Below are 2,764 nucleotides of genomic sequence, written 5' to 3'. Positions count from 1 at the left end.
TCCCGGGTGGGGGCGCCCCTCTCGCTGTTCCCGCTTCCGCCGTTCCCGGCTACTCGCCGGAGAGCACCTGCTGCGCCGCGGCCCGCGCCTCCTCGGCGCTGTCCGCGGCCCGGGCCGCCTCGGCCGCCCGGCGGCACTGCGCCAGCGTGTACTTGGCGAGCGTGGTCCGCACGTAGGGGATCGAGGCCGCGCCCATCGACAGGCTGGTGACACCCAGACCGGTCAGCACCACGGCCAGCAGCGGGTCGGAGGCGGCCTCGCCGCAGACGCCGCAGCTCTTGCCGGCCGCCCGCGCGGCGTCGGCCGCCGCGGCGACCAGGTCCAGCAGGGCCGGCTGCCACGGGTCCTGGAGCCGGGCCAGCGCACCGACCTGGCGGTCGGCCGCGAAGGTGTACTGCGCGAGGTCGTTGGTCCCCAGCGACAGGAACTCGACCTCCTGGAGGATCGCCCTGGCGCGCAGCGCGGCCGACGGGATCTCCACCATCGCGCCGAACTTGGCGTCCAGCCCGGCCTCACGGCAGGCGGTCGCGAAGTCCTTGGCGTCCTTGCGGTCGGCCACCATCGGGGCCATCACCTCAAGGTGCACCGGCAGGCCCTCGGCCGCCTTGGCCAGCGACTCCAGCTGGGTCCGCAGCACCTCGGGGTGTTCGAGCAGGGTGCGCAGACCGCGCACGCCCAGAGCCGGGTTGGGCTCGTCGGCCGGGGTCAGGAAGTCCAGCGGCTTGTCGGCGCCGGCGTCCAGGACCCGGACCACGACCCGGCCCTCGGGGAAGGCCTCCAGCACCTTGCGGTACGCCTCGACCTGCTTCTCCGCGCCGGGAGCCTTCGCCGAATCGTCCAGGAACAGGAACTCGGTGCGGAACAGGCCGACGCCCTCGGCGCCGTTCTCCAGCGCGGCCGGCACGTCGGCCGGTCCGCCCACGTTGGCCAGCAGCGGCACCCGGTGCCCGTCCGAGGTCTGCCCCGGGCCGGAGGAGGCGGCCAGCGCGGCCCTGCGCTCGGCGGCGGCCGCCCGCAGCTCGTCCTGCTTCTCCTGGGACGGCTCCAGCAGCACGTCGCCGGAGCTGCCGTCCACCGCGACGACGGTGCCCTCGGCGACCTCGATCGCACCCGGCAGCGCCACGACGGCCGGCACGCCCATCGCCCGGGCCAGGATGGCGCTGTGGCTGGTCGGCCCGCCCTCCTCGGTCACGAAGCCGAGCACCAGCGTCGGGTCCAGCAGCGCGGTGTCGGCCGGCGCCAGGTCCCGCGCGAACAGTACGTACGGCTCGTCGCTGTCCGGCACGCCCGGCATCGGCACGCCGAGCAGCCGGGCCACGATCCGGTTGCGCACGTCGTCCAGGTCGGCGACCCGCCCGGCCAGGTACTCCCCGGCGGAGGCGAGCAGCGCCCGGTAGGCCGCGAACGCGTCGTAGATGCCGCGCTCGGCACTGCTGCCGACGGCGATCCGGCGGGACACGTCGGCCATCAGCTCCGGGTCCTGCGCCATCAGCGCCTGGGCCTCCAGCACGGCCTGGGCCTCGCCGCCCGCGAGGTTGCCGCGCGCGATGAGGTCGGCGGCGACCGCCTCGACGGCGGCCTGGGCGCGAGCCTGCTCACGGGGGGCGTCCTCGGTCGGGATCTGGGTGGCCGGGGGCTCCAGCACCGCCGTCCCCATGTGCCGCACCTGGCCGATCGCGACCCCGTGGCTCACGCCCACGCCGCGCAGCGTCTTCTCCATGTCACCTGTCTCCGCTGAGATGAGCGGCCCCGCCGGGAACCGCTGTGTGTGGGGGCCGCCCCGTCATCTCGTCCGGGGCGGGTCGGAAGGAAGAGGTCAGCTCCAGTTGAACAGCTGCTCGCCGGCCTTGGCCTCGCCGTCCTCCCGCAGATCGCCCAGCGAGTCCACGGTGGCCTCCAGCGCCACGATCGGCGAGATCGGCGACTTGCCCGCGGCCTCGACGGCGGCCGGGTCCCACTTGATGACGGCCTGACCCCGGGTCACCGTGTCGCCCTTGTTGACGAGCAGCTCGAAGCCCTCGCCGTTCAGCTGAACGGTGTCGATCCCGAGGTGGGTCAGCACACCGTGGCCCTCGGCGTCCACGACGACGAACGCGTGCGGGTGCATGGAGACGACGACACCGTCCACCGGAGCGACCGCCGTGGTCTGCTCGCGAACGGGGTCGATCGCGGTGCCCGGGCCGACCATCGCACCCGAGAACACCGGGTCGGGCACGCCCGCGAGCCCCACGATCTTGCCGGTCAGCGGCGACGTCACAGTGGTCATGGTTGTGCCTCCCAAGTGCGCAGTACAGCGTGCGGCCGCGAGGAGCGGCACGACGATCAACTGAAGCCTAAATCATGTCAACTTTGGACATCTGCTGACATTCCCGGGCGAAGACCCCGCCCCTGCCGGCCCAGCCGGCCGGCGACTCACCGGCCCGCGAGTGGTCTAGTCCTCTTGGCTCCGATGCGCCGCACTCTACAGGCATCTTGGCGAATCGGGACCATTGCTGTATATGCTCGCGAGAGCAACAAATCATGCCGCCGTCCGGGGGACTCCCGGTGCGCCCCGATTCGCGCTCCGGCTGCCGACCCGCTATGGTTGGTCGAGTCGCCACAACTTGGCGGTTAACACCAGATTTCAGATGCGAAAAGCCCCGGTAAACGGAGCAGAAAGCATCTGGTAGGCTGGAAACACGAAAGAACGAAGCCCGGAGGGTCCGCTGGAAGGCGGTCCGAAGGAAGCGTCCGTTCCTTGAGAACTCAACAGCGTGCCAAAAGT

The 2,764-nt window shown here is 72.1% G+C and carries 2 protein-coding genes; both read right to left on the bottom strand.

Going from position 1 to position 2,764, the window contains the following annotated elements; genetic code table 11:
• Nucleotides 1-49 precede the first annotated feature (49 nt).
• On the bottom strand, nt 50-1,720 hold the full coding sequence (gene ptsP, locus ACWGKU_RS40835) for a phosphoenolpyruvate--protein phosphotransferase (protein ID WP_359911154.1): 1,671 nt from the start codon (nt 1,718-1,720) through the stop codon (nt 50-52).
• Between the two features lie 96 nt (nt 1,721-1,816).
• Nucleotides 1,817-2,266, bottom strand: coding sequence for a PTS sugar transporter subunit IIA (locus ACWGKU_RS40830; RefSeq protein WP_380554578.1), 450 nt, complete (start codon nt 2,264-2,266; stop codon nt 1,817-1,819).
• Nucleotides 2,267-2,764: the final 498 nt, after the last annotated feature.

The sequence above is a fragment of the Kitasatospora sp. NPDC054768 genome (genome assembly GCF_053612025.1).
This window is presented reverse-complemented; position numbering and strand designations above follow the sequence as displayed.

Bases quoted from the DNA above. Each gene is read 5' to 3' on its own strand.
- ptsP (WP_359911154.1), bottom strand. From the start codon at position 1,720: ATGGAGAAGACGCTGCGCGGCGTGGGCGTGAGCCACGGGGTCGCGATC.
- ACWGKU_RS40830 (WP_380554578.1), bottom strand. From the start codon at position 2,266: ATGACCACTGTGACGTCGCCGCTGACCGGCAAGATCGTGGGGCTCGCG.